At 65.7% G+C, this 25,580-nt stretch carries 24 protein-coding genes; 21 read left to right on the forward strand and 3 right to left on the reverse strand.

Features of this window, described 5'->3' with window-relative positions:
* Positions 1-9: 9 nt before the first annotated feature.
* From O4220_RS12100 to O4220_RS12110, 3 genes are read right to left on the reverse strand one after another with little or no spacing between them, the layout of a single operon-like run.
* Positions 10-867, reverse strand: a complete 858-nt coding sequence (locus O4220_RS12100; RefSeq protein WP_269604453.1) for a carotenoid biosynthesis protein — start codon at positions 865-867, stop codon at positions 10-12.
* The gene (locus O4220_RS12105) at positions 864-2,471 is read right to left on the reverse strand and encodes a phytoene desaturase family protein (RefSeq protein ID WP_269604455.1); all 1,608 of its coding nucleotides are present in this window, start codon (positions 2,469-2,471) and stop codon (positions 864-866) included. Before O4220_RS12105 ends, O4220_RS12100 begins: the two co-directional genes overlap by 4 nt.
* 5 nt (positions 2,472-2,476) lie before the next feature.
* Positions 2,477-3,094: a GNAT family N-acetyltransferase gene (locus tag O4220_RS12110; protein ID WP_269604457.1), complete on the reverse strand. Its 618-nt coding sequence runs from the start codon at positions 3,092-3,094 to the stop codon at positions 2,477-2,479.
* 197 nt (positions 3,095-3,291) lie between these two features.
* On the opposite strand from O4220_RS12110, the gene O4220_RS12115 reads away from it, so the two are divergent.
* The 21 genes from O4220_RS12115 (at position 3,292) to O4220_RS12215 (ending at position 25,543) form a co-directional block, all read left to right on the forward strand.
* Positions 3,292-3,747, forward strand: a complete 456-nt coding sequence (locus O4220_RS12115; protein WP_269604459.1) for an SAV_6107 family HEPN domain-containing protein — start codon at positions 3,292-3,294, stop codon at positions 3,745-3,747.
* A gap of 227 nt (positions 3,748-3,974) precedes the next feature.
* Positions 3,975-4,412, forward strand: coding sequence for a DUF3040 domain-containing protein (locus O4220_RS12120; protein WP_269604461.1), 438 nt, complete (start codon positions 3,975-3,977; stop codon positions 4,410-4,412).
* 518 nt (positions 4,413-4,930) lie between these two features.
* Positions 4,931-5,362, forward strand: coding sequence for a division/cell wall cluster transcriptional repressor MraZ (gene mraZ, locus O4220_RS12125; RefSeq protein ID WP_008715745.1), 432 nt, complete (start codon positions 4,931-4,933; stop codon positions 5,360-5,362).
* Positions 5,363-5,581: 219 nt separating this feature from the next.
* The gene (gene rsmH / locus O4220_RS12130) at positions 5,582-6,613 is read left to right on the forward strand and encodes a 16S rRNA (cytosine(1402)-N(4))-methyltransferase RsmH (RefSeq protein WP_269604465.1); all 1,032 of its coding nucleotides are present in this window, start codon (positions 5,582-5,584) and stop codon (positions 6,611-6,613) included.
* Positions 6,610-7,416: a hypothetical protein gene (locus tag O4220_RS12135; protein ID WP_269604467.1), complete on the forward strand. Its 807-nt coding sequence runs from the start codon at positions 6,610-6,612 to the stop codon at positions 7,414-7,416. The genes rsmH and O4220_RS12135 overlap by 4 nt, the downstream gene beginning before the upstream one ends.
* Positions 7,413-9,269 carry a peptidoglycan D,D-transpeptidase FtsI family protein gene (locus O4220_RS12140; RefSeq protein ID WP_269604469.1) on the forward strand — a complete coding sequence of 619 codons (1,857 nt, stop codon included), beginning with the start codon at positions 7,413-7,415 and terminating at the stop codon, positions 9,267-9,269. The genes O4220_RS12135 and O4220_RS12140 overlap by 4 nt, the downstream gene beginning before the upstream one ends.
* Before the next feature lie 158 nt (positions 9,270-9,427).
* Positions 9,428-11,029 (forward strand): UDP-N-acetylmuramoyl-L-alanyl-D-glutamate--2,6-diaminopimelate ligase, encoded by a 1,602-nt coding sequence (locus O4220_RS12145; protein WP_269604471.1) that lies wholly within the window; start codon positions 9,428-9,430, stop codon positions 11,027-11,029.
* Positions 11,026-12,531 carry a UDP-N-acetylmuramoyl-tripeptide--D-alanyl-D-alanine ligase gene (locus O4220_RS12150; protein WP_269604473.1) on the forward strand — a complete coding sequence of 502 codons (1,506 nt, stop codon included), beginning with the start codon at positions 11,026-11,028 and terminating at the stop codon, positions 12,529-12,531. The genes O4220_RS12145 and O4220_RS12150 overlap by 4 nt, the downstream gene beginning before the upstream one ends.
* Positions 12,528-13,613, forward strand: coding sequence for a phospho-N-acetylmuramoyl-pentapeptide-transferase (gene mraY / locus O4220_RS12155; protein ID WP_032379042.1), 1,086 nt, complete (start codon positions 12,528-12,530; stop codon positions 13,611-13,613). The genes O4220_RS12150 and mraY overlap by 4 nt, the downstream gene beginning before the upstream one ends.
* Positions 13,614-13,615: 2 nt before the next feature.
* Positions 13,616-15,076, forward strand: a complete 1,461-nt coding sequence (gene murD, locus O4220_RS12160; RefSeq protein ID WP_269604476.1) for a UDP-N-acetylmuramoyl-L-alanine--D-glutamate ligase — start codon at positions 13,616-13,618, stop codon at positions 15,074-15,076.
* Positions 15,073-16,689 (forward strand): putative lipid II flippase FtsW, encoded by a 1,617-nt coding sequence (ftsW, locus tag O4220_RS12165; protein ID WP_269604477.1) that lies wholly within the window; start codon positions 15,073-15,075, stop codon positions 16,687-16,689. Before murD ends, ftsW begins: the two co-directional genes overlap by 4 nt.
* Positions 16,686-17,828, forward strand: coding sequence for an undecaprenyldiphospho-muramoylpentapeptide beta-N-acetylglucosaminyltransferase (gene murG, locus O4220_RS12170; protein ID WP_269604478.1), 1,143 nt, complete (start codon positions 16,686-16,688; stop codon positions 17,826-17,828). The genes ftsW and murG overlap by 4 nt, the downstream gene beginning before the upstream one ends.
* 66 nt (positions 17,829-17,894) lie before the next feature.
* The gene (murC, locus tag O4220_RS12175) at positions 17,895-19,400 is read left to right on the forward strand and encodes a UDP-N-acetylmuramate--L-alanine ligase (protein WP_269604617.1); all 1,506 of its coding nucleotides are present in this window, start codon (positions 17,895-17,897) and stop codon (positions 19,398-19,400) included.
* A gap of 71 nt (positions 19,401-19,471) precedes the next feature.
* Positions 19,472-20,191: a cell division protein FtsQ/DivIB gene (locus tag O4220_RS12180; protein ID WP_269604479.1), complete on the forward strand. Its 720-nt coding sequence runs from the start codon at positions 19,472-19,474 to the stop codon at positions 20,189-20,191.
* Between the two features lie 172 nt (positions 20,192-20,363).
* Positions 20,364-21,617 carry a cell division protein FtsZ gene (gene ftsZ / locus O4220_RS12185; protein ID WP_269604480.1) on the forward strand — a complete coding sequence of 418 codons (1,254 nt, stop codon included), beginning with the start codon at positions 20,364-20,366 and terminating at the stop codon, positions 21,615-21,617.
* Complete coding sequence (gene pgeF, locus O4220_RS12190; RefSeq protein ID WP_269604481.1) at positions 21,614-22,396, forward strand: peptidoglycan editing factor PgeF; 783 nt, start codon at positions 21,614-21,616, stop codon at positions 22,394-22,396. The genes ftsZ and pgeF overlap by 4 nt, the downstream gene beginning before the upstream one ends.
* Positions 22,397-22,415: 19 nt before the next feature.
* Positions 22,416-23,174, forward strand: coding sequence for a YggS family pyridoxal phosphate-dependent enzyme (locus O4220_RS12195; protein WP_269604484.1), 759 nt, complete (start codon positions 22,416-22,418; stop codon positions 23,172-23,174).
* A gap of 82 nt (positions 23,175-23,256) precedes the next feature.
* On the forward strand, positions 23,257-23,904 hold the full coding sequence (locus tag O4220_RS12200; RefSeq protein WP_269604486.1) for a cell division protein SepF: 648 nt from the start codon (positions 23,257-23,259) through the stop codon (positions 23,902-23,904).
* Between the two features lie 82 nt (positions 23,905-23,986).
* Positions 23,987-24,274: a YggT family protein gene (locus O4220_RS12205; RefSeq protein WP_032379036.1), complete on the forward strand. Its 288-nt coding sequence runs from the start codon at positions 23,987-23,989 to the stop codon at positions 24,272-24,274.
* Positions 24,275-24,433: 159 nt separating this feature from the next.
* Positions 24,434-25,285 carry a DivIVA domain-containing protein gene (locus O4220_RS12210; RefSeq protein ID WP_032379035.1) on the forward strand — a complete coding sequence of 284 codons (852 nt, stop codon included), beginning with the start codon at positions 24,434-24,436 and terminating at the stop codon, positions 25,283-25,285.
* Positions 25,286-25,366: 81 nt separating this feature from the next.
* Positions 25,367-25,543, forward strand: coding sequence for a hypothetical protein (locus tag O4220_RS12215; RefSeq protein WP_269604490.1), 177 nt, complete (start codon positions 25,367-25,369; stop codon positions 25,541-25,543).
* The last annotated feature ends 37 nt before the right edge of the window (positions 25,544-25,580 follow it).

The raw sequence follows: 25,580 nt of genomic DNA on the forward strand, positions 1-25,580 counted from the left end.
CAGGGGTTGTCAGCGAGGCGTGTCGGTACCGAGACCGGAGACTGTTGCGCGCGATCGTGGGCGACGCGTGCGGCCACCGATCCACACCAGCGGTAGCCCGACCGCGCCCATCACCAGGAACCCGTACACCGCCGAGAATCGAAGTTCCGGACCGTCGAGGAAAACGGCATGCGCGAGTGCCGACCCGAGCCACGTCCACAGGAACAGCCCGATCGGTACCGCATCGTCGAACGGTTGCGGCCGGGTGTCGGACGGGCGAGGGGATCCGATGGCACGGTCGAGCGACTCCACGACCGCCGCCATCAGCGTGGCCACCACGAGCCAGCCGAGGTAGTTGGTCAGCGGAATGGACGGCACTCCTGGCAGGCCGACGGCTCCGGATGTCCATGTCCATTGGCCGTCGGTGACCATCTGCGGATCGAGATAGAGGTCCCAGCCGACCATGCCCACCGCTACTGCGGCGATCCGGAGGCCGGCGGCGCGGACCTGTGTCGTACCGAGGCGGCGAACGACGTAGGTCACCGCGCACCAAATCGGGTAGAAACCGGCCGTCCAGGCCAGCGGGACCACCACGGGTACCTCGAACAGGCTGGGACCCAAGCGATTCTGTGCGTAGAAGTATTCGCCGAACGGGATGCCGGTGGCGGTTCCCACCAGTTCGGATGCAAACCCGGTGCCTGCCGTGACGAGGACCAGAACGGTGGCCCACACCGCTCCTCGGTGCAGCACGGCATGCAGGATCGACGCGAGTGCGAGCAACGCGACCACAGCAACCGTCACTGCGTCTCGAGTCGACCCCGACACCAATGGGTAGACGATCTGGCAGCCGACAGCCGCAACCGCCACGACGATCGGTGAAACCCTCATGCTCGCCTCCTCCGGAAGAACTCGCGACGGCGTCCGGCGCGGGCGTCGGCAATCGCGATTCGCGCAGCAGACCGACCGCTGGCCGCGGTGACCCCGCCACCGGGGTGGGTGGATGCGCCGGTGAGATACAGGCCGTCCGCCCCCGGGACTCGATGACCGGCCAGTTGCGGGTGCGGCCGCCACATCATCATCTGGTCCAGCGACATGTCCAGGTGCATGATGTTGCCTCCGATCAGCCCGAGCTCACGCTCGATGTCGGGCGGAGACTGGACGTGCCGATCCAGCACCGCACCGGCGAACCCGGGTGCGTACCTATCCATCTCGGCCACGATCCGGTCCGCCTCGAACTCGGCCAACGAGCGTTCGCCCGGAACGTCCGAACGCCATCGTCTGCCGTCGGCGAGAGTGTGCGGATGCCACTGAGACCACAGCGAGATCTGATGCTGTCCCGGTGGCGCGATGGTGGGGTCGATGGCACTGAACGACATTCCCAGCACGGCCGGAGTCGGTGGCAGATCACCGGCGAGTGCATGGCCGTGTGCCAGGCGCAGCTGGCTGCGGTCTCGTACCAGCAGCGCAAGGCCGTGGGTGCCGTCCTCGATTCGGTCGGCACTCGGATATACCGGAAGGGCGTCGGTGGCCAGCCGGACCGCGGTACCGAGTCCCGGTCCTACTCGAATCGTGCTGCGCCACCGTCCGATCTGCGCCGCGTCGTGCCCACCGTCGGCGAGCAGGTCGAGCGTGGTCAGGATATGACAACCGGCAACGACCACACGGCTGTCGATCTCCCGACCCGACGCGGTCCTTGTGGTCCAGCCGTGCGGGCGGCGTACGAGCGAGGTCACGGCGTCGCCGAGGGTGAGTTCAACCCCGTCTCTCTGCAACCGGGCGATCATCGCCTCGGTCAGCGCACCACTGCCGCCGACGGCGCGGCCGGGCGGAAGTGTGTGCATGAGTGCGGCGAATCCGACCATCGGTGCGGTACCCGGCTCGGACATCGGCGGCCCCGATTGCGCACCGAACCACGCCAGTGCGGCCTTGAGGCGTTCGCTCGAGAACATCTCGTCCAACAACGAATCACCGGTGGCGAGGAATTCGCGGGAGAGCATGCTGCCCCCGTCCGGAGCCCCGAGGCCCCAGAAGGAGCGGAGCAGCTTCGCCCCGGTGGGCGGCCCGCCGAACGCGCGCATGGTTCGTTCACTACGGGGACCCCAGACCGAGACGAACGCGCGATAGGCGCGGGCGTCCGCGGCCCCGCATGCGGCGGCGATGGAGTCGCAGGTGCGATCGAGACTGCGATGGAAGACGAGGGCGCGCTCGTCGGTGTCGACGGCCCCCGGTGCGAATGCCCAGGGATCGCAGTCGATGTAGCGCAGGCCGAACTGTGCGAGATCGAGCTCCTCGATGATGCCGGTGTGGCGAATCATGATGTGAGCCGACGAACCGCGGTCCACACGATGTCCGGGAAAGCGCTCCACTGTGGATACTGCCCCACCGGCCACGGTGTCGCGTTCGAGAACCTCGACAGACCACCCGGCATCGGTCAGGTAGCAGGCGGAGGTCAGGGCATTGTGGCCGGAGCCCACCACCACAGCGTCGATCACATCTTTCAGGCTACTGGCCCGTCGAGCGGTAACCGGCGACCCAGGACGGCGAAGGGCCGTCGATCGCCCGCGAACTTGAAGTCCCGCAGCACGTCCGCAAAGCCCAGCCGCCGATAGAGCCGCCAGGCTCGATTGTCCTCTCGCGCCACCTCGGGTGTGGACAACATCACGTTGTCCGCGCTCACACCGTCGAGCAACCGACGGCACAGTTGCAAGCCGAGGCCATACCCCTGAGCGCTCGGGAGGACGTGGAGCTCGGTCAGCTCGAAGTAGTTCCCCAACGCGTTCTCGACACTGTGCGGAGGGTGCCCCGAGCGGCGCAATCCGTCGCGAACCTGCTGATGCCACCACTGATGTGGTGCACCGTGGTAGCCGTAGGCAACTGCGACCAGTGAATCCGGCTGGTCAGGATCCGAGTTCGGGAGCAGCGCTCCGACCGCTCGCCAGCCAGGACGATGCAGATGTTCCCTCCACATCGGCGCCCGGCTCTGCTCGGTTCCGCGTGGGTAACCCATGGCTTCGACGTAGATCGACAGTGCTTCGAGCAGCCGCAGGCGAAATTCCGGGGGCGTCAGATCGACCAGGTACGGCGTTGTCCGCGCATCGGTGACGACTGTCCTCAACCTTTCTTCGGAAACTTGTCGGTGGGCACAGCTATATTGAAAAGCGTCGAACGGGTGTTCGATGATCGGGGCCGAGTGCGCCGGTGGCTTCGACTCGGAACAGGGGGTCGAATACTCCGGAGTTCGACTGTAAGGCTTCGTCACGGTTCCGGGCGCGTCAGGTACGCACCGGAGATTCGAACTGGAGGTGTTCGAGTATGACGATCACGAAGGCATTCGATGCCGGCGTGCGGTCGCCGGTGCCGCGTCAGGCCCGGGTTCTGCTCGGTCGGGCCGACGCTCTGCTGTCAGAGTCCATCGGTGAGAGCGACGCGGGTGACCGGTTTCTCGGGAGCTACGCCGCGGCGCTCAAAGGAGCGGCGGCAGTACTGGCGTCGCTGCCGAACTCGATCGGTGCGCGCCCGCGCTCGCGCAACGCGTGGGTGTTGATGGCGAAGGCGGCACCCGAACTCGCCGTCTGGTCGGACTACTTCGCATCTTTCTCGGCCACTCGCGCCGCGGTCGAAGCGGGCGCGTCGAGCACGGTGGCCGATGTCGATGCCGACGATTTCTATCGCCACGTGAGTCGTTTCTTGAACTCGGTCGACGATCGACTCGGCGGTCAGTCGCGGTTCGCCTCCGTCGATCCGATGGCCACACCATTGTCGGCATAGCTCATCGAGCTGGTCGACGGGCGTGAACGGCCACGTCACACGGTGTCAGGCGGCAGTTTCCGGGACGCCCGTCTCGAAAACTTCGGCGTTTCTCAGGAACACATAGTCCGAGTAGGTGGTAAGCAGTGGATTCAGCTCGTATCATCGACACTAGGTAGCCGCCAAGGTCAGCTTCCCGTCGTTTCGCAACCGAAACGACCTTCAATATCAGTGCAGGGGGAGGTACCGTGCCACTCTCCGAGCACGAGCAGCGCATGCTCGATCAGATCGAGAGCGCTCTCTACGCCGAGGATCCCAAGTTCGCGTCTCATGTGAGAGGCGGTCGCGTTCGCGCGGCGTCGAGCAGGAGGCGCTTTCAGGCTGCCGCGCTGTTCGTCGTGGGACTCGTGTTGCTCGTCGCCGGTGTTGCTTTGTCGACGAACAGCTTGGCTTTTCTCGTCGTCAGTCTCATCGGCTTTTTGTTCATGTTCGGTGCCGGGGCACTGTTCTTGTTCGGCGGCTCCAAGAAGGGAGCCGCAGCGACACCGGACGAAGGTGGCACAACCAACAGTGCTGCCGAAGCCTCGGGTCGTGGTGCCGGACAGAAATCGAAGGGTGGCCGCAAAGGCGGTAGCTTCACCTCTCGCATGGAAGATCGGTTCCGTAAGAGGTTCGAGCAGGACTGAGTCGACCGGGTTCCGAACAACCCGCCCGATATCGGTTCGCTCCCACAACTTCACGCGTCACGCACAGCAGCACCTCACCTTCGGGTGGGGTGCTGCTGTCGTTTCTGTCGGGATCGGACCACGTGCTGCGGGTGCCTCTCCCGAGCCGACGTCCCCCGCCCGGTGTGAATGGTCGTAGCTGTGCGCTTTCGGGCCGCCTCCCCACTTCGCCCCACGATCAGCGAAAGTCCCCACTTCTCCCCACTCGAGCCCCACTGAGCCCCTTCGAGGGGCTGCCGCTCCGCCGTCGATGGTGTGAAAGGCCTGGTCGTACCGCCGTACCGGGGGAGTTCGAGTGATCTTTGTCCGATGGGGGCGGCTTTCCATGTGCGGGTGCTGACCGTCAATTCGAGCAGTCTTACTGTCGCTGAGCTGCGGAGATGTGGAATCGCCCAAAGTTTTCACGCTGCGAATGGTTCGAAGTGGGGGAGAGTGGGGTAAAGTGGTCCGCAGCGGAGAGTCGAGGCTGGAGGTGGCGAGTGTTTCTCGGTACCTACACGCCGAAGCTCGACGACAAGGGTCGACTGACGTTGCCGGCCAAGTTTCGGGACGCGCTTGCAGGAGGTGTCATGGTGAGCAAGGGGCAGGATTTCAGCCTCGCGGTCTACACCGCGGCAGACTTCGAGGAGCGGTCTCGGAAGCTGACGGCGGCGTCTCGTTCCAACCCGAAAGCCCGCGCCTATGTACGTCAGTTCTTCTCGGGAACCGATGAGCAACGGCCGGACGGACAGGGACGTATCACCATCAGCCCAGAGCACCGTCGCTACGCGGGACTCGAACGTAACTGTGTGGTGATCGGTTCGATGGATTTCATCGAAATCTGGAACGACGAGGCATGGGCCCGCTACTCCGCTGAAAACGAGCAGGACTTCTCCGACGCTTTCGACGAATCCCTCGGAGGGATCTTGTAACCCGCCCAGGTCGCCTGCGAGTGCAGCGAGGCCTCTGCCCGATCAGAACCCTGACGTTCTTCCCCAACGCCAGGTTTCGCAGATCAGGACCCTGACGTTCTTCCCCAACGCCAGGTTCCCTATCGGACAGGGACCTCGAAGCATTCGCACCGGCGTCCGTGGGCAACCCGCACGGCCCGGACCCGGGCGAGACGTACGCACGCACGACCGGGAGGAATCATGACGGAGGGTGACGGGCGGGACGAGAGCGCATCGTCCGCCGACGGACCCGATCGTCGATCCACAGGTCCGCTGCACGTACCGGTTCGACTCGACCGCGCGGACGAATTGCTGGGACCCGCACTCGATTCCGCAGACGGCACCCGCGTCATGATCGACGCGACGCTTGGACTCGGTGGTCACGCCGAACACTTCCTCCGAACCTATCCGCACCTGCACCTCATCGGACTCGATCGCGATCCCGACGCACTCCGACTCGCCGGATCCCGGCTGGCCCCGTTCTCCGATCGAATCACGTTGGTGCACACAACGTACGACGGGATCGCAGAGGCACTCGACGAAGCCGGTCTGCCGGCACTCGAATCCGTGCACGCCATCCTGTTCGACCTCGGAGTGTCGTCGATGCAGCTGGACGAGTCCGATCGCGGATTCGCCTACTCCGTCGATGCGCCGCTGGACATGCGGATGAATCCGACGGTGGGCATCACCGCTGCCGACGTGCTCAATACCTACTCGCACGGTGACATCGCGCGGGTGCTCAGCACCTACGGCGAGGAGCGGTTCGCCGGCAAGATCGCCTCCGCTGTTCTGCGACGACGTGAGCACACGCCGTTCACCACGAGCGGACCGTTGGTCGAGCTGCTCTACGCCGCAATCCCGGCCGCGACGCGGCGCACCGGTGGACACCCAGCCAAGCGCACCTTTCAAGCCCTGCGCATCGAGGTCAACGGCGAGCTGGATTCGCTGAAGTCTGCGGTGCCTGCCGGGCTCGAGGCCTTGGCTGTAGGTGGCCGGGTGGTCTTCATGTCGTATCAGTCGCTCGAAGACCGAGTCGTCAAGCAGGAGTTGGCCCCTCGGATCAAGTCCCGTAGCCCGGAGGGGCTGCCGGTCGAGCTTCCCGGAATGGGTCCGGAGTTTCGGCTCCTGACCAGAGGTGCCGAGCGCGCCTCGGATGAAGAAATCGACGTCAACCCACGTTCGGCTCCGGTGAGATTGCGCGCCGCCGAACGGATTGCAAGGAGAGCGGAATGACGGTTCCAGGCACAACCGTTGGAACACAACGCAATCGGGTTCCCCTGGTACGCCCTGAACGTACAGGTAAGGGCAGCGGACGATCCGGCGCCGCTCTTCGTGCGTACGAGCGCAGGCAGCAGCGCGCCTCGATTCACACGTCGGACTCGGCTCGTGGTTCGGGCTCTCGGCGGTCGATCGACGGAGGGGCTATCGCTGCGCGAATTCCGTTCGTCGCCTTGATCATCGGCTTGCTCGCCCTCGGGCTCGGCCTGACGTTGTTGCTGACCACACGGTCTGCCGGCGACTCCTACGACCTCAGTGCCGCCAAGGCCGTCAACACCGAACTGGCACAGCAACGGGCGTCCCTGCAGAAGGACGTCGAGTTGGCGGAATCCGCGCCCGAGTTGGCCCGCAAAGCCGCTGGTCTCGGTATGGTTCCGGTCAAGAACTCCACGCGCCTGATAGTTGCGCCGGACGGCGGTGTTCAGGTCGTGGGCACCCCGGCTCCGGCCGACGGTGCGCCGGTTGCTCCGCTCGATCCGGTAGCTCCCGCCGGTGCAGGCGAGAGCACCGTCCCCAATGCGGGAGCACAGTCGCAGCAACTGACGCCGCGCAGCGCATCGCAGCCCAACCGGACGTCGGGGACGGTCGATACCCGTGCCGCCACGCCGAGTGCAAGCAATGGCGCTGGAAACGCAGCTCTTCCTGAACAATTCATTCCCATGAGCATCCCCTCGCTCGAGACACCGTCGACCGAAGCCCCGTCGACCGCTACCCCTGCGACTCCGGCCACCGAAGAAGCCGCGGGTGACGGGCAGTGACCAGGCCTACGCCTGCTCCGAGTCGACGGCCACCGAGCCGAAAGCGTCTCGACTCGTCCACTTTTCGGTTCCGTCACGGAACCGGCAGAATTCTGATGTACGTGGCGCTGGCCGTCGCGGCAGCTCAATTGCTGTGGATCCAGGGTTTCGACGGTCCGAGACTGTCGGCCGAGTCGGCGTCGCAGCGCACCACCACCCTTGTCGATCCCGCCATGCGCGGGTCGATTCTCGATCGCAACGGCAATCCGATCGCCTTCACGATGGAGGCGAAAGCGCTGACGTTCCAGCCGGTTCGGGTTCGTAAGGAACTCGACGAGGCCAGGGCGAAGAATCCCAGTGCTCCGGAGACCGAGCAGTACCTCGAGGATATCGCCGCGCGCATCCACAACGATCTCGGCGATGTGATCAGCGAGAAGGATCTGCTCGCGAAACTGAAGAGCAACGACGAATTCACCTATCTGGCACGGGGTGTGGACGCCACCGTGGCGTCGAAGATCAGTGCGGATTTCAAGCAGGTCGGGCTCGAGCGTCAGGACATTCGGGAGTATCCGGGCGGATCTCTGGCCGCCAACATCGTCGGTGCCACTGGTTGGGACGGACACGGTCTGCTCGGCCTGGAGGATTCGCTCGACGCGACTTTGGCCGGAACCGACGGTTCGCAGACCTACGACCGCGGTTCCGACGGTGCCGTCATTCCCGGCAGCTGGCGTGACAAGCAGCCCGCGGTCAACGGTTCCAGCGTCGAACTGACCATCGATGCAGACCTTCAGTACTACGTACAGCAGCAGGTGCAGTTGGCGAAGGACCTGTCCGGAGCGAAGAACGCGTCTGCCTACGTGCAGGATTCGCGGACCGGTGAAGTGCTGGCGATGTCGAACGACAACACCTTCAACGCCGGTATCGGTGTCGGTAACAACGAGCGCACCAAGGAGATGGGCAATCTGCCCGTCACCACTCCGTTCGAGCCCGGTTCGGTGAACAAGATCATCACGGCGGCTGCGGCCATCGAATACGGACTCACCACACCGGACGAGGTGTTGCAGGTGCCGGGCAGCATCTTCATGTCCGGAGTGTCGGTCAGGGATGCGTGGGAACACGGTGTCGCGCCGTACACCACGACCGGCGTGTTCGGTAAGTCCTCGAACGTCGGCACGTTGATGCTGGCCCAACGCGTCGGCGAGGACCGATACGCAGACATGCTCAGCAGGTTCGGCCTCGGCCAGCGCAGTGATGTCGGTCTGCCCAACGAGAGCGCTGGAAGCGTGCCCAGTCGGGATCAGTGGTCGGGCGGCACGTTTGCCAACCTTCCCATCGGTCAGGGCCTGTCGATGACGCTGCTGCAGATGACCGGGATGTACCAGGCGATCGCCAACAACGGCGTGCGTATTCCTCCGCGCATCGTCGAGGCGACGGTGGACGCCAACGGTCAGCGGACCGAGACCCAGCGGCCGGACGGGGTGTACGTGGTCAGTCCGGATACCGCGAAGACGGTTCGCAACATGTTCCGTTCCGTCACCCAGGACGACACGGGCAACCAGCGCGGCACGGGAGTGGCCGCCGGTGTCGAGGGCTACCAGATCAGTGGCAAGACCGGTACGGCTCAGCAGGTCGATCCGGAATGCAAGTGCTATTCCAATTCGAACTACTGGATCACCTTCGCGGGTATCGCGCCCGCCGACGATCCTCGCTACGTGATCGGCATCATGCTCGACGCCCCTACCCGCAGCGCCGACGGCTCGGGCGGTCAGTCGGCAGCCCCTCTGTTCCACAACATCGCCAGCTGGATGCTGCAGCGGGACAGTGTGCCCATGTCGGCAGACCCCGGACCCAAGCTGGTTCTGCAGGCGGACTGAGTTCCGAACCCGCCGGTCCTTCGAGTCGGGGCGGCAACATCGCGATCCCGGTCGCCGGTAATCTGACACATCGGTTCGGGCGCGTTCGTTCGGCCGCCGCCGCGGCGTGATCGAGCCGGGCAGGCGCGCGCCCTGCAGTAGAGAGGAAGGGAGCAGGAGTGACTGTCTCAGCGGATTCACAACCGGCTCCGGGTTCACGTCCGGCGCACCCACCGCACACCGAGGTGTCCGAGGTGGCGTCCGCGGCCGGAGCCACGATCGGTGCCGGAGACCCCGCAGGCGTGCGCGTGACCGGCATCGATCTGCGAGCACAGTCCGTCCTGTCCGGTGATCTCTTCGCGGCGTTGCCCGGTTCGTCTCGCCACGGAGCCGAATTCGCGGCGGACGCGGTCGGTCGCGGTGCCGTGGCCGTTCTCACCGACCCCGCCGGACTCGAGATCGTGGTGCGCGCCCTCGCCGGCGTCGACCGACAGGTTCCGGTGCTCGTGCACGATCGTCCGCGGCAGGTGTTGGGTGCGGTGTCCGCGTTGATCTACGGCAATCCCTCGTCGAAGATGACCGTCGTCGGGATCACCGGAACTTCGGGGAAGACGACGACGTCGTATCTGGTCGAGGCAGGCCTGACGGCCGCCGGTCGTCGGTGCGGGTTGATCGGCACCATCGAGACACGCGTCGCAGGTCGGTACGTACCGAGCGCACTCACCACGCCCGAGGCACCGCAGTTGCACGCGCTCTTCGCCGTGATGGTGGAAGAGGGGGTCGACACAGTGGTGATGGAAGTGTCCTCGCACGCGTTGTCTCTGGGCCGAGTCGACGGAACCCGCTTCGCGGTCGGAGCGTTCACCAATCTTTCTCAGGACCATCTCGACTTTCACGACTCGCTCGAGGATTACTTCCTGGCGAAGAGTCGGCTTTTCGCGGCCGACTCCGCTGTACGCGCCGACACCGCGGTCGTCTGTGTCGACGATGCGTGGGGTGTGCGGATGGCAGACATCGCTCGCGCGGCCGGGTCGACGGTGGTGACCGCATCCACCGGTGACGACTCGCAATGGACGGTGTCGGACTGGGCCAAGCACGACGACGGCACGCAGTCGTTCGTCGTCGCCGATCCGAACGGCCTCTCGCTGCCGGTTTCGGTCCGACTCCCGGGTCGCTACAACGTGGCGAATGCCGTGCTGGCGCTGGCGACCTGCGCGGCGGCCGGTGTCGACGTGCCGACGGCGGCGGCGGGGCTCGCGACGGTCGACGTGCCCGGACGCGTACAGCGCATCGATCGAGGTCAGAACTTCCTGGCCGTTGTGGACTACGCGCACAAGCCCGCGGCCGTCGAGGCCGTACTGGCGACGTTGCGCGAATCCTCCCGTGGACGGATTGCGGTCGTGCTCGGAGCAGGCGGAGACCGCGACACCGCCAAGCGTCCGCTGATGGGTGCAGCCGGGGCGCGGGGAGCCGATCTCCTCGTGGTGACCGACGACAACCCGCGCAGCGAGGACCCGGCCGTCATCAGGCAGGCCGTGGAAGACGGAGCGCTGTCCGTGCCGGACGATGTTCGTGGTGAAGTCAGAAATGTGGCAGGCCGCGCGGCGGCGATCGAACAGGCCGTGGTGTGGGCGCGCGAAGGGGACGTTGTGTTGATCGCAGGAAAAGGGCACGAGACCGGCCAGGAGATCGCAGGGGTGAAGCACCCGTTCGACGACAGAGTGGTACTCGCCTCGGCTATCGACGCGCGGTTGGTCGGCACGAGCGCGGGCGTCCGGTGATACCGCTGACGATGGGCCGTATCGCCGAGATCGTCGGAGGCACACTGCACGACGTGTCTGACCCGACGGTTGTGGTGCCAGGACCGGTGGAGTTCGATTCCCGCAAGGTGACCCCCGGCAGCATCTTTCTCGCCCTTCCCGGAGCCAAGGCGGACGGTCACGACCACGCCGCCGACGCGGTTGCCGCAGGTGCGGCGTTGGTACTGGCCGCGCGTCCGGTCGGCGTACCGGCCGTGGTCGTCCATCCGGTCCCGCACGACAGTCGTGCAATGGCGCTCGAGAACGATCCGGACGGTTCCGGTTCGGCGGTTTTGACCGCACTCGGAGCTCTGGCCCGGGCCTCGGTGCTCGAGTTGACCGCAGAGCACGGCCTGACCGTCGTCGGTGTGACGGGATCGTCGGGAAAGACCTCCACCAAGGATCTGATCTCCGCGGTACTCGAACCGCTCGGCTCGGTGGTGGCCCCGCCCGGATCGTTCAACAACGAACTCGGCCACCCGTGGACGGCTCTGCGGGCAGACGCCGATACCGACTTCCTGTGTCTCGAGCTGTCGGCCAGGGGAATCGGCCACATCGCCGAACTTGCCGAGCTCGCGCCTCCGCGGATCGGGGTAGTGCTCAACGTGGGCACGGCGCACCTGGGCGAGTTCGGGTCGCGTGCGGCCATCGCGTTGGCCAAGGGTGAACTCGTCGAGGCTCTGCCGAGTGCCGCCGACGGGGGAGTGGCGATCCTCAACATCGACGATCGTCTGGTTGCCGAGATGGCGACGCGGACAACGGCATCGGTCGTCATGGTGGGACGCAGCGCCGATGCGGACGTCAGAGCGGTCGACGTGCAGGTCGATACCGACGCTCGCGCGTCGTTCACGCTCGAATGCGCGGCCGGCACCGCAGCGATCACGCTGGCGGTGCACGGTGAGCACCAGGTCGGCAACGCGCTCGCGGCAGCGGCCGTCGCGCTCGAATGCGGAGCAACGGTGGCGCAGGTGGCCGACGCATTGTCGACTGCTGCTCCGACGTCCATCAGGCGGATGGACGTGCGTACTCGCGCCGACGGGGTCACCGTCGTCAACGATTCCTACAACGCCAACCCAGATTCGATGCGCGCCGCACTCAAGGCCCTGGTTTCGATGTCGCGCCGTGACGACGGGCCCAAGCGTCGCAGCTGGGCGGTTCTGGGAGAGATGGGCGAACTGGGTGCCGACTCGGTGGTCGAGCACGACGCGATCGGCCGACTGGCCGTGCGACTCGACGTCGATCGGTTGATCATCGTCGACTCGGGACGTCCCACCCGGGCGCTTCATCAAGGGGCGGTCATGGAAGGTTCGTGGGGCGAGGAGTCGATGCTCGTACCCGACCGCGAGTCGGCGATCGCGGTGCTCCTCGACGAGGTGCGTCCCGGCGACATCGTTCTGGTGAAAGCATCGCAGTCCGGCGCCATGTGGACAGTCGCCGACGCCGTCCTGGCCGAGTCGAGCGTCTTCGCGGAGGGCGAGCAGTGAGGCAGATCCTGTTCGCCGGCGGCATCGCGCTCGCCGTCGCAATTCTGCTGACCCCGATACTGATCAAGACCTTCTCGAAACAAGGCTTCGGTCAAGAGATTCGAGTGGAAGGTCCGGCGAGTCACCAGTCCAAGCGTGGTACGCCCACGATGGGCGGCGTGGCCATTCTGGTCGGAATCTGGGCCGGTTACTGGGGCTCTCACCTTATCGGGATCGGGTACGACGCCGACGGTCCGTCGGCCTCTGCTCTGCTGGTCCTCGGACTGACGACGGTGCTCGGGCTCGTCGGTTTCCTCGACGACTTCATCAAGATCCGCAAGCAGCGCAACCTGGGCCTGAACGCCACCGGCAAGTACGTCGGTCAGATAACGGCGGCGGTGCTGTTCGCAATTCTGGTACTGCAGTTCCGCAGCGACAGCGGGCTCACTCCCGGCAGTACTCAGCTCTCCTACGTTCGCGACATCGCCACTTGGTCGATGTCGGCTGTCGTGTTCGTGTTCTTCGTCTGCCTCCTGGTGATCGCGTGGTCCAATTCGGTCAACCTCACCGACGGCCTCGACGGCCTTGCCGCCGGGTCGATGACGTTGGTGCTCGGTGCCTACACCGTCATCACGTTCTGGCAGTACCGACAAGCCTGCGCCGGCCCCGCCGGGCCTGCCCCGGGATGCTACGACGTTCGAGACCCTCTCGACCTGGCTCTGGTCTGCGCCTCCGCTGCGGGCGCATGCATCGGTTTCCTGTGGTGGAACGCGGCCCCGGCCAAGATCTTCATGGGCGATACCGGGTCTCTCGCCCTCGGCGGCCTGATCGCAGGTCTGTCGGTGGTCACCAAGACCGAACTGATCATGGTCGTCATCGGTGCGCTGTTCGTCGCCGAGGCTGCGTCGGTCGTCATTCAGGTCGCGGTGTTCCGCTCCAGTCGCCGACGCGTGTTCCGCATGGCCCCGTTCCATCATCACTTCGAGTTGGCGGGGTGGGCCGAGACGACGGTGATCATCCGGTTCTGGTTGCTGGCCGCCATCGCGTCGGCCGTCGGACTCGCCCTGTTCTACAGCGAGTACCTCGCTGCTGTCGGCGGATAGGCATGAACGAATCTTCGATCGACCTGACGTGGTTGCGCGGTAGTTCTGTGCTGGTGACCGGTGCCCGCGTGTCCGGCCTCGCCGTGGTGCGCCCATTGCTGGACCTCGGGGCCGTCGTCACAGTCACCGATTCCGATCGCGGCGCGCTCGACGGGGCGTCGAGTATCGGTGCCGCGGTGGTGCTGCAGGACGACCTGCTCGGCGATCCCGCGGCGCTGGCAGCGTTTTCGCTCGTTGTCACCAGTCCCGGCTTCCGTCCCGATTCTCCGGTGTTGGCCGCTGCCGCAGAACAGCGCATTCCGGTGTGGGGCGATGTCGAGTTGTCCTGGCACGTGGACAGAGCCGAGCTGTACGGACCGAGAACTCGCTGGCTGGTGGTCACCGGAACCAACGGGAAAACGACCACCACCTCGATGTTGGCGTCGATTCTGGAGGCGGCCGCGATCGAGTCCGTGGCCTGCGGAAATATCGGACTCCCCATCGCCGACGCGTTACGACGCACCCCACATCCGAGTGTTCTCGCTGTGGAACTGTCGTCGTTCCAATTGTTCTGGGCTCCGTCGGTGCATCCGGCGGCCGGGGTGGTGCTCAACATCGCCGAGGATCACCTCGATTGGCACGGCGGCATGGACGGATATGTCCACGCCAAAGCTAGAGCGCTGTCCGGTGACGTCGCTGTCGTCGGCCTCGACGATGCGCGAGCGGCGAGTCTGGCCGCGGGCTCGCCTGCGGACGACGTCGTCGGTTTCCGGTTGGGCGAACCCGCCTCGGGCGAGCTGGGAGTGCGGTCGGGCGTACTCGTGGACAACGCCTTCGGTGAGAACGTCGAACTCCTCGCAGCCGAGGACGTCGAGCCGAGTGGACCCTCCGGCATTCTCGATGCGCTGGCGGCCGCCGCGCTGGCTCGCTCGATAGGGGTGCAGGCAGATACGGTTCGTACCGGTCTGCAGAGCTATCGGGTGGGACCGCATCGCGCGGCGGTGGTGCGCGACCTCGGCGGAGTGACGTTCATCGACGATTCGAAGGCGACGAATCCGCATGCCGCTCGTTCGTCGATCCTGGCCCACGAGCGCGTCGTATGGATCGCGGGCGGGTTGCTCAAGGGTGCCGTGATCGACGATCTGGTCGTGGAGATCGCCGATCGACTCGTTGCTGCGGTGGTGCTCGGCCGCGATGGGATGCAGATCGCACAGGCTTTGGCGCGACACGCGCCCGATGTTCCGGTCGTCAGGCTCCCTTCGGGAGACGATGCTGGTGTGACTCATGGTGCTGAAGATGCTGATGCGGTGATGCGGGCGGTTGTCGCCCATGCGGCCGGACGCGCTGCGCCGGGGGACACGGTCCTGCTGGCTCCCGCGGCTGCATCACTGGACATGTTCGTCGATTACGGCCATCGCGGCCGAAGCTTCGCCGAGTCCGTGCTGCAGCTGGGCCTCGCCGACATCGGATCGCCGCGCTCGTGACCACCGCTGCTCAGCGGCCGCGCCCACCTCGCCGCACCTCACCGCCCCGCACTCGAATCGGCCTGTGGTTCGGCCGTCCGTTGGCGTCGTTCCACCTCATCGTCACGATCGCGGTACTGCTGACGGTGCTGGGCCTGGTGATGGTGCTGTCGGCGTCGTCCGCCGAGTCCTTCGCGGCCGACGAGTCCGGATATGCGCTGTTCACTCAGCAGTTGATCGGAGTGGCGCTGGGAGTCGTCGCGTTCTACGTCGCGCTCCGACTCCCGGTTCGGTACCTCAGGAAGCTGTCGTTTCCGCTGTTCCTGGTCTCGATCACGATGTTGATGCTGGTGCTGATTCCCGGAATCGGTGCCGAGCGTCAGGGTGCGCGACGTTGGTTCGACTTCGGCGTCGTCTCGTTCCAGCCGTCCGAGCTGGCCAAGGTTGCGCTGGTGCTGTGGGGCGCGCACCTGCTGGCCTCGCGTCGCAGCGAACACGGCAACATCAAGTCGTTGCTGGTGCCGCTGCTGCCTGCGGGTCTGCTGATGTGTCTGCTGGTCGTGCTGCAGCCGAACCTGAGTACGGCGATCGCTCTCGGCATCATTCTGGTGGCCCTGCTGTGGTTCGCCGGCCTCAACGCCCGGTTGTTCGGTGCGGTGCTGCTGACGGGTCTGGCGCTGGCGACTGTGCTCGCGTTCACCGCCGGCTACCGCTCCAACCGCGTGAAGGCCTGGCTCAACCCGGGAGAAGACACCTCGGGACTGTCCTACCAGTCGACCCAGGCGAAATACTCGCTGGCCGACGGCGGTTTGTTCGGCCGCGGGTTGGGACAGAGCCGCGCAAAGTGGAGCTATCTTCCCAACGCGCACAACGACTTCATCTTTGCCATCATCGGTGAGGAACTCGGCACGATCGGCTGCCTTGCGGTCATCGGCTTGTTCGGCCTGTTCGTCTACACGGGCCTGCGCATCGCCATGCGTTCGGTCGATCCCTTCCTGCGCCTGTTGACGGCCGGTGCCACCTGCTGGGTGTTCGGTCAGGCCATGATCAACATCAGCTATGTCGTGGGCCTGCTGCCGGTGACCGGTCTGCAGCTGCCGCTGGTGTCCTACGGCGGCACATCGACGGCGATCACCCTGTTGATGTTCGGCATCATCGCAAGCGCTGCCCGCCACGAGCCGGAAGCGATCGCGGCCCTGCACGCCGGGCAGGAGGGTCGAATCGCTCGTGCACTCAAGCTTCCGTTGCCCGCGGTGTTCTCGCCTCAACGCGCCGCGATGGCTCGCTCGAAGTCCACTCGCCCCACCCTGGCCGCTCAGGATCGCAAGCGTCTCGAGGCCCGCAGGGGTAAGGACGGGCGAGGATCGCGCGCACCCGAGCCGGGACGTACCCGAGTGTCGAGTTCTCGGGCAGACACGATGTCGCCCGCATCGACCGACCGACGCGGCGATTCGCTCCGCGGCCGGGCTCGCCGCTCCGAACCGCAGCGTCGTGAGCCGTCGGCCGGGTACCCCGCAGGATCCCGGACGTCCCCCCGGCCTCGTCCCGAACCTCAGACTTCGTACCGTCCGCGACCGGAACCGCAACCCGGTCGCCCACCCGTTCGCTCGGGTGAGCGAGGATATCGACGGTGAAGCAGACCTCTCGACCGATCTCAGTCGTGGTCGCCGGAGGCGGAACGGCCGGGCACATCGAGCCGGCGCTCGCCGTGGCCGACGCCCTCCGCGTCCTCGACCCCACCGTCACCGTCACCGCTCTCGGCAGCAGCCGCGGCCTGGAGACGACGCTCGTACCGGCCCGTGGGTACGCCCTCGAACTCATCCCGCCCGTGCCGCTGCCGCGTAAGCCCACCGTCGACCTGTTGAAGCTGCCGGTCCGCGTCGTGCGATCGGTGCGTCGAACCAGGGAGATATTCGCGGCCGTCGAGGCCGACGTACTCGTCGGCTTCGGTGGTTACGTCGCGCTGCCCGCCTATCTTGCCGCGCGTGGACGGCTGCTCGGTCGCGGTGGCCGACTTCCCGTGGTCATTCACGAAGCCAATGCCAGGGCAGGCATCGCCAACAAGGTCGGGGCTCGGTCCGCTCGACGGGTGCTCGCGGCCGTAGCAGGATCGGGTATCGCGGCGCGCGGCGCAGCCGACGCGGAAGTGATCGGAATCCCGGTGCGCCCCACCATCACCGAACTCGACCGCGAGGCGGTGCGTGCACAGGCCCGGGAACACTTCGGTCTGCCCGAGCACGGCCCGGTGCTGCTGGTGTTCGGTGGTTCGCAGGGAGCCCGATCACTCAACGACGCAGTCTCCGGTGCCTCGTCTGCGCTCGCCGAGGCCGGTATTTCGGTTCTGCACGCGCACGGACCAAAGAACTCTCTCGACGTCGAACAATGCAACCCGAACGCTCCGTACGTCGCGCTGCCGTACATCGACCGGATGGATCTGGCGTACGCGGCCGCGGACCTGGCCATCTGCCGTTCCGGTGCCATGACGGTCGCCGAGGTGTCCGCGACCGGCCTGCCCGCCGTGTACGTACCTCTGCCGCACGGCAACGGCGAGCAGGAGCTCAACGCCCGTCCGGTCGTCGACGCCGGAGGTGGCATCCTGGTGTCCGATGCGACATTGACCGAGCAGTACGTGACCGACACGGTGGTCGCGCTGCTGAACGACACGGAGAAGATTGCTGCCATGTCTCGGGCCGCGGCCGGTGCCGGGCACAAAGGAGCAGCAGCGGCCGTAGCGCAGATCGTGCTCGATACTGCGCACGCGGCGAGACGGTGATCCGGGCGGTGTCGCGCATGCGAAGAGAACGAGGGAGACGTCCGCGTGACAATTGACGGTGCGGCGATGTCGGAATTGCCGGCAGAGCTCGAACGAGTACACATGGTGGGTATCGGTGGTGCCGGAATGTCCGGTATCGCGCGCATCCTGCTGGCTCGCGGCGGGCAGGTATCGGGATCGGACGCCAAGGAATCACGTGGTGTGCTCGCGCTACGTGCACGTGGTGCGCAGGTTCGCATCGGTCACGACGCCAGTGCGCTCGACATGATCGACGGCGGCCCCACTGTCGTCGTCACGACCCATGCCGCGATTCCGAAGACCAATCCAGAGCTGGTCGAGGCCCGGATGCGCGGAATTCCGGTGGTGCTGCGGCCGGCCGTGCTGTCCTCCCTCATGCAGGGCTACCGCACATTGCTGGTCTCGGGCACCCACGGGAAGACGTCGACCACCTCGATGCTGGTGGTCGCGCTTCAGCATTGCGGGTTCGATCCGTCGTTCGCCGTCGGCGGGGAGCTCAACGAGGCCGGGACCAATGCGCACCACGGAAGCGGCGACGTGTTCGTAGCCGAGGCGGACGAGAGCGACGGTTCGCTGCTGCAGTACACGGCCGACGTGATCATCGTGACCAATATCGAGGCCGATCACCTGGACCACTTCGGCACCACCGAGGCCTACGTGCAGGTGTTCGACGACTTCGCCGCTGTGCTGCGCCCCGGCGGCGTGCTCGTGGCATGCATGGACGATCCGGGTTCGGCAGCGCTGGCTCGCCGGGTGGTCGAGAAGAACCTGCCCGGCGTGACGGTGCTCGGCTACGGGTCGTCCGACGTCGACGCCGGACCGGTCGAGATGGCTGTTCGACTGTTGGCGTGGGAGCCCGAGGACATCGGCGGCGTCGCGCAGCTGCAGATCGCCGGTGAGGATGCGGCCCGCACGGTTCGGCTCGGTGTTCCTGGACGGCACACCGCACTCAACGCGCTTGCGGCGTTCGTCGCGGCGCGTCAGGTGGGTGCCGGTACGGAAGAACTGTTGGCCGGACTCACCGGCTTCGGTGGAGTTCATCGACGTTTTCAGTTCACCGGTCGAGAGCACGGCGTTCGAGTGTTCGACGATTACGCACACCATCCCACCGAGGTGCGCGCGGTGTTGACCGCAGCGCAGGCTCTCGTCGCCGGCCAGGACCGCGCAGGTCTCGAGCGGGGGCGGGTCGTGGTGGTGTTCCAACCGCACCTGTATTCGCGGACCGCCACGTTCGCCGAGGAGTTCGGTGCTGCGTTGTCGTTGGCGGACGAGATCGTGGTGCTCGATGTCTACGGTGCACGCGAGGAACCGTTGCCCGGTGTGACGGGAGCACTGGTTGCCGCCTCGGTGACCAAACCGGTGAACTATCAACCGGATCTGTCGTTGGTGGCCAAGCAGGTCGCTCATCTGAGCAGGCCCGGCGACGTGGTCATCACCATGGGGGCCGGTGACGTGACGATGCTCGGCGGACCGATTCTGGACGCACTTCGCTCGAAAACCGATTTCGGTGCTGCGACCGGCCGCGGCGTACCGAAGGATCGGCCGGCGCCGTGACCCGCCGCTCCGATCGAGTCCGTTCTTCGAGGTCGGGAACAGCTGCAGCAGAGAATGATTCACCATCGCCGATGAGCGACAAGCAGGCGCGCGCCCTGGCCAGGGAGCACGAGCGCGCTCGGGTGAAGCGGTCGCGTCGCAAGGCCGTGCTGATTGCGCTTGCCGTCGTTGTCGTGGTGGTGGGATCGGCTGCGCTGGTGTACTTCACGCCGCTGCTGTCGGTTCGGAGCGTCACGGTCGCGGGGGAGTCCTCGGTGTCCGAGCAGGAGATCCTCGACCTGCTCGACGTTCCCGCCGGTCTGCCGCTGGTTCGGGTGGACACGGCTGCAGCGGCGCAGCGGGTGGCCACGATTCCGGCGTTGGCGACGGTGCGCGTGCAGCGCAAGTATCCGTCGACAGTGCAGGTGACTGTCGAGGAGCGAACGCCGGTGGCGTTCTTCGATTCTCCGGACGGTGCCCATCTGCTCGATTCCACCGGGGTGGATTTCGCGATCGCACCTCCGCCGCCGGGAGTTGTGCGGCTGGTGACAGAGAATCCGGTGTTCGGTGATGCGGTGACGAAAGATGCTCTCGCGGTGCTCGATACGCTTCCGCCGCTGCTGCGAGATCAGGTGGGAGAGTTGCGAGCGAGCACCTTGTCCGACATCTCGATTCTGTTGCTCGACGGGCGAACCGTGGTGTGGGGTAGCAAGGACAACTCGGAGCGCAAGGCTGCGGTGGCGATCGCCTTGCTCTCGCAGCCCGGGCAGATCTTCGACGTGTCGAGTCCGGATCTACCCACCACGAAGTAATTTCGGCGCGAGTGACGCATATTTCCGGCGCGGCGTCGGCGCGCCTAATGGCGATAGCCGTCGGTGATGAATAGCGTTCCGAGCAGTTCAGTACTTGACATAACTCTAAGCCTGTGGTTTAGGTTGAGGGTTTTCCACTTTTCACGCAACAACCCATGGAAGGCGAGAGCCCATGACGCCCCCGCACAACTACCTCGCCGTAATCAAGGTCGTCGGCATCGGCGGCGGCGGCGTGAACGCGGTCAACCGCATGATCGAACAGGGACTCAAGGGAGTCGAGTTCATCGCGGTCAACACCGACGCTCAGGCCTTGCTGATGAGTGACGCAGACGTCAAGCTCGACGTGGGCCGCGAACTGACCCGCGGGCTCGGCGCAGGTGCCGATCCCGAGGTGGGTCGCCGCGCAGCAGACGACCACAAGGACGAGATCGAAGAGGTGCTCAAGGGTGCCGACATGGTCTTCGTCACCGCAGGCGAGGGTGGCGGAACCGGTACCGGCGGCGCTCCCGTTGTCGCCAACATCGCCCGCAAGCTCGGTGCGCTGACCGTCGGCGTCGTCACTCGGCCGTTCTCGTTCGAGGGCAAGCGGCGCGGCGGGCAGGCCGATACCGGCATCCAGCAGCTTCGGGAGTCCTGCGACACGCTCATCGTCATCCCCAACGACCGCTTGCTTCAGCTCGGCGATGCAGCGGTGAGCCTCATGGATGCATTCCGCAGCGCCGACGAGGTGCTGCTCAACGGTGTCCAGGGCATCACCGATCTCATCACCACCCCGGGCCTGATCAACGTCGACTTCGCCGACGTCAAGGGCGTCATGTCCGGCGCAGGCAGTGCGCTGATGGGTATCGGCTCCTCCCGCGGCGAAGGTCGCGCGATCAAGGCCGCCGAATCTGCGATCAACTCGCCGCTGCTCGAAGCGTCGATGGAAGGCGCACGCGGAGTGCTGCTGTCCATCGCCGGCGGCTCGGACCTCGGTCTGTTCGAGATCAACGAGGCTGCGTCGCTGGTGCAGGAGGCAGCCCACATCGATGCCAACATCATCTTCGGAACGGTCATCGACGATTCACTCGGCGACGAGGTTCGGGTGACCGTCATCGCCGCAGGCTTCGACGGCGGTACCCCGACGCGCCGCCCGGTCGAAGCGGCCACGTCCACGCGCGGTCCGATCGGATCGGCCCGCTCCGGAGAGGTGTCCTCGCGCACGAACGAGAGCTCCGAGGGTGCTGTGTTCCGTGACCCGGTCGGTGCACCGAGTGCCAGCAGCCTGCCGCCGCTGAACTCGTCGAGCTCGTCCAACCGTGAGTCGTCCAGCCGTGAATCCGGCGGCGGGCAGGGCCGCGAGGGCGTCGGCTCCGGCCGTCGGGTGCCCATCGCCGAGGACGAGGGCGAAGACGAAGTCGACGTACCGTCCTTCATGCGGCGGTGAGCGGTACCGCATCCGCTGGTCCGTTCCGCGTTCGACGCGTCTCGACGACGAGAGCGGGCGGTGTCTCGGCACCCCCGTTCGACACCTTCAATCTCGGCGATCACGTCGGCGACGCCCCGTCTGCTGTCGAGGCCAACCGCCGTCGTCTCGGCGAGAGATTGGGAATGGGCGTCGAGCGGCTCGTCTTCATGGAACAGGTCCACGGGCGCACGGTCACTGTGGTCGACGGTCCCGTGGCCGAGCCGGTGCCGATGACCGATGCATTGGTGACGACACAGCGTGACCTCGGGCTCGTGGTGTTGACCGCCGATTGCGTACCTATCCTGCTCTCCGACGAGGAAGCCGGAGTGATCGCCGCCGTGCACGCAGGTCGGGTCGGTGCCCGTATCGGCATCGTGCCTCGGGTCGTGAATGCCATGGTCGAGCTCGGTGCAGTACCCGCGAGGATCGGTGCATTTCTCGGTCCGGCCGCGAGTGGTCGGCAGTACGAGGTGCCCGCAGCGATGCGTGCGGACGTCGACAAGCATCTCCCCGGCAGCGCGACGACGACGGTTCGCAACACGCCGGGACTCGACATTCCCGCCGGTGTCCGGGCCCAACTGCTCGCGGCCGGAGTGTCGGCCGTGGCACAGGATCCGCGCTGCACCATCGAGGACAGAACTCTGTTCAGCCACCGCCGGGAAGGGTCGACCGGCCGGATCGCCAGCGTGGTCTGGATGGACAGTGCATCGACAGACGAGGCATCGACAGACGAGCAGCCCGCAGCGCCCGGTCGCTGAGCCGGCGGAAGGGGATGTCATGAGCGAACCCATCGAAGACGGCGGGCCGGTCGCGGACCGTGCCATCGAGATCGAGACGGCGTTGACGACGGTCCGCGAACGGTTGCGCCGTGCGTGCGTCGACGCCGGACGCACCCCCGCCGAGGTGGCCCTGCTTCCGGTGACCAAGTTCTTTCCGGCGTCGGACGTGCGCATCCTGTACCGGCTCGGCTGCCGCGACTTCGGCGAATCCCGAGAGCAGGACGCATCGCCGAAGGTTGCCGATACGGCCGAGGATTTCCTCGCCGATCCGCCGCGGTGGCACATGATCGGACACCTGCAGCGAAACAAGGCGAAGTCCGTCGCGGCCTGGGCCCATTCCATCCATTCGGTGGACAGTGCGAGGCTCGTGGCGGCACTGTCGAAGGCGACCACATCCGCTCTGGACGAGGGCGCGCGTCGGTCGGAACTCGACGTGCTTCTTCAAGTCAGTCTCGACGGCGATGTGCACCGCGGAGGAGTCGAACGTGACGAACTCCACGAGCTCGCCGAGGCTGTGTCGAACGCAGCAGGGTTGCGTCTGGCCGGGTTGATGGCGGTGCCGCCTCTCGACGCCGAACCGGAGGCCGCATTCGCCGACCTCGAGAATCTCCACCATCGTCTGTTGCTCGATCATCCCGAGGCACTCGAGCTATCGGCCGGTATGACCGGAGACCTGGAAGCTGCTGTGCGCCACGGATCGACGTGCGTGCGTGTCGGTACCGCAATACTCGGGGCCCGGCCGATAACCTCGCAATGACAGTCCACGGATCACATCAGTCACAACAGACACTTGCGAACCTGAGGATCGACGGTAGACACACTCCACGGAAGGCAGAACGATGAGCACCCTGCACAAGTTCAAGGCGTACTTCGGCATGGTTCCGCTCGCCGACTACGAGGACGACTACCTCGACGATCCGGACACGCGGCGCGGCTCCCGTGGTGGGCGTGACAGCTACGACGAGCTCGACGAACGCGAGTTCGTGAAGCCGTCGTTCGGCGGATCTCGGCACGCTCAACTCGACGACGACTACGACGATTACGAGGCTCCCCGTCCGGCGGCCACCCTGGCCCCGATCGGCGGCCGAGGGCGTGCATCGGCACCGTCGAGCCGAGGTGCCGCCACTCGCGGCGCACTGGCAATGGACACCCGCATGGACGTGCGGGCGGAAACTCGGCGCAGCCCGATCGTCGACGACGGCGGTCCGCTGTCGAAGATCACCACACTGCGTCCCCGCGACTACAGCGAGGCCCGCACGATCGGTGAGCGCTTCCGCGACGGCACCCCGGTGATCATGGACCTGGTGGAGATGAGCAACGCGGACGCCAAGCGACTCGTCGATTTCGCTGCCGGTCTGGCATTTGCGCTCCGCGGTTCCTTCGACAAGGTGGCGACGAAGGTCTTTCTGCTCTCGCCCGCCGATGTCGACGTATCGCCGCAGGAGCGCAGGCGCATCGCCGAGACCGGTTTCTACAGTCAGCAGTGACAGTTTCTCTGTTCGGAGCGGTAGTTCGAGGCTGTGACCAGCGCGCTTTGCTCAGCCTGGCGAAGTCAGGCAGAGTATAGCCGTGATCGTGTTCACGGTGATCAACATCGTATTGTTTCTTTTTTGGCTCCTTCTCATCGGTCGAATCATCGTCGAGTTCATCAGGACTTTTGCGAGAGATTGGCAACCGACGGGAGTCGTCGTCATCTTGCTCGAGGCGATCTTCACGGTGACCGACCCGCCGGTGAAGTTTCTCCGCAGGATCATTCCGCCTCTGAACCTCGGTGGAGTTCGGCTGGACCTGTCCATCATGGTCCTGCTGTTCGTCGTCTTCATCGCGTGGAATGTGACCAGCGGTCTCGCGGCCTGAGGCCGAAGATGGAATGTTAGAACGTAGGACGCGCGCAAGCTGCGTGTCCTGTGTGACAGAATGGACGCCAGTTACAGTTTGATTGTTCTGCACTCGCGCGGAATGGCATATAACTGAATGCTTGCTCTACCGCCCCAAGACGCGTGAAGGGATCCTTCCATGCCGCTGACTCCAGCTGATGTGCACAACGTAGCGTTCAGCAAGCCGCCTATCGGTAAGCGTGGTTACAACGAAGACGAGGTCGACGCTTTCCTCGACCTCGTCGAGCAAGAGCTGTCGCGACTGATCGAAGAGAACGCCGACCTCCGCCAGCGAGTCGGTGAGCTCGATCAGGAGCTCGCGGATGCCAAGAGCTCGGTTCGGCAGAACCCGCAGCCTGCTCAGGTGGCGGCACCGAAGGTCGAGCCGCCGCGCCCGGTGGATCCCCCGAAGCCCGCGCCCGTGGTTCAGCAGCCGGCACCGGTCGCACCCGTTGCCGCAGCCCCTCAGCAGAGTGGCGACTCCAACATGCAGGCCGCGAAGATCCTCGGTCTCGCCCAGGAGATGGCCGATCGTCTCACCGGTGATGCCAAGTCCGAGTCCGAGCAGCTGCTCGGCAATGCTCGCACCAACGCCGAGCGTCTGGTGTCCGATGCACGCACGCGCTCCGAGTCGATGATGTCCGAGGCCCGGCAGAAGTCCGAGTCGCTGCTCTCCGATGCGCAGACGCGCTCCGAGACCCAGCTTCGTCAGGCCAAGGAGAAGGCCGACGCACTGCAGGCCGACGCCGAGCGCAAGCACACCGAGATCATGGCGACGATCAACCAGCAGCGTTCCGTTCTCGAAGGCCGCATCGAGCAGCTCAAGACGTTCGAGCGCGAGTACCGGGTGCGTCTCAAGTCGTACCTCGAATCCCAGCTCGAAGAGCTCGAGAATCGTTCGTCGGCTCTGCCGGTCGACAACGGCCAGGACAACTTCAATCAGGACAACCAGTCGTCCGGGTACAGCCAGTCGTACGCCAAGGGCAACTGACGCTCGAATGCGTCCGCCGACGCTGCCGGTGACGGCAGCGTCGGACCTGGTTGTCATTGCGAGTGGTGAGCGAGGAATCCCGTGTTGGTCCTGACTCTCGGCGCAGCGGCGATCGGCTTCGGATTCTTGGTTCTTGCCCTGATGACGGGGTCCGTCGTGTGGGCATGGGCGTGCATAGTGGTGTGCATTCTCGGAGCGATCATGCTGCTGGTCGGTGCGCTCACCGGCCGTCGACCACCGCCAGAACTCGACAGGTAGCATCACCTTTCGGACAGGTAGTTTCAGGCGTCGATCC

It is taken from the genome of Rhodococcus ruber (genome assembly GCF_027270735.1).
GTDB classification, from domain to species: Bacteria; Actinomycetota; Actinomycetes; order Mycobacteriales; family Mycobacteriaceae; genus Rhodococcoides; species Rhodococcoides rubrum_A.